Below are 1,586 nucleotides of genomic sequence, written 5' to 3'. Positions count from 1 at the left end.
ACACAAACTTTTATGGAGAGTTTGATCTTGGCTCAGGACGAACGCTGGCGGCGTGCCTAATACATGCAAGTCGAGCGCGGGAAGCAAATCGATCCCCTTCGGGGGTGACGTTTGTGGAACGAGCGGCGGACGGGTGAGTAACACGTGGGCAACCTGCCTGTAAGATTGGGATAACTCGCGGAAACGTGAGCTAATACCGAATGACACTTTTCATCGCCTGATGGGAAGTTAAAAGGCGGCATTTGCTGTCACTTACAGATGGGCCCGCGGCGCATTAGCTAGTTGGTGAGATAAAAGCTCACCAAGGCAACGATGCGTAGCCGACCTGAGAGGGTGATCGGCCACACTGGGACTGAGACACGGCCCAGACTCCTACGGGAGGCAGCAGTAGGGAATCTTCCGCAATGGACGAAAGTCTGACGGAGCAACGCCGCGTGAGTGATGAAGGTTTTCGGATCGTAAAACTCTGTTGTTAGGGAAGAACAAGTATTGTTCGAATAGGACAGTACCTTGACGGTACTTAACCAGAAAGCCCCGGCTAACTACGTGCCAGCAGCCGCGGTAATACGTAGGGGGCGAGCGTTGTCCGGAATTATTGGGCGTAAAGCGCGCGCAGGCGGTCTTTTAAGTCTGATGTGAAAGCCCACGGCTTAACCGTGGAGGGTCATTGGAAACTGGAGGACTTGAGTACAGAAGAGGAGAGTGGAATTCCACGTGTAGCGGTGAAATGCGTAGAGATGTGGAGGAACACCAGTGGCGAAGGCGACTCTCTGGTCTGTAACTGACGCTGAGGTGCGAAAGCGTGGGTAGCGAACAGGATTAGATACCCTGGTAGTCCACGCCGTAAACGATGAGTGCTAGGTGTTAGGGGGTTTCCGCCCCTTAGTGCTGAAGTTAACGCATTAAGCACTCCGCCTGGGGAGTACGGCCGCAAGGCTGAAACTCAAAAGAATTGACGGGGACCCGCACAAGCGGTGGAGCATGTGGTTTAATTCGAAGCTACGCGAAGAACCTTACCAGGTCTTGACATCCTCTGCTATCGGTAGAGATACCGAGTTCCCTTCGGGGACAGAGTGACAGGTGGTGCATGGTTGTCGTCAGCTCGTGTCGTGAGATGTTGGGTTAAGTCCCGTAACGAGCGCAACCCTTGATCTTAGTTGCCAGCATTTAGTTGGGCACTCTAAGGTGACTGCCGGTGACAAACCGGAGGAAGGTGGGGATGACGTCAAATCATCATGCCCCTTATGACCTGGGCTACACACGTGCTACAATGGATGGAACAAAGGGCAGCGAAGCGGCAACGTGTTAGCAAATCCCATAAAACCATTCTCAGTTCGGATTGTAGGCTGCAACTCGCCTACATGAAGCAGGAATCGCTAGTAATCGCGGATCAGCATGCCGCGGTGAATACGTTCCCGGGTCTTGTACACACCGCCCGTCACACCACGAGAGTTGGCAACACCCGAAGTCGGTGAGGTAACACTTTTGTGAGCCAGCCGCCGAAGGTGGGGCCAATGATTGGGGTGAAGTCGTAACAAGGTAGCCGTATCGGAAGGTGCGGCTGGATCACCTCCTTTCTAAGGATA

Annotated in this window: 1 rRNA gene; it reads left to right on the top strand. The window is 53.7% G+C overall.

What is annotated here, in order from left to right:
- Positions 1-9: 9 nt before the first annotated feature.
- A 16S ribosomal RNA gene (locus J2Z81_RS15635) occupies positions 10-1,577 on the top strand.
- Positions 1,578-1,586 lie beyond the last annotated feature (9 nt).

The organism is Virgibacillus alimentarius (assembly GCF_017874635.1).
Lineage (GTDB): Bacteria > Bacillota > Bacilli > Bacillales > Amphibacillaceae > Virgibacillus_B > Virgibacillus_B alimentarius.
The sequence above is the reverse complement of the archived record's forward strand: the minus strand, read 5'-3'. Positions and strand labels throughout refer to the sequence as shown.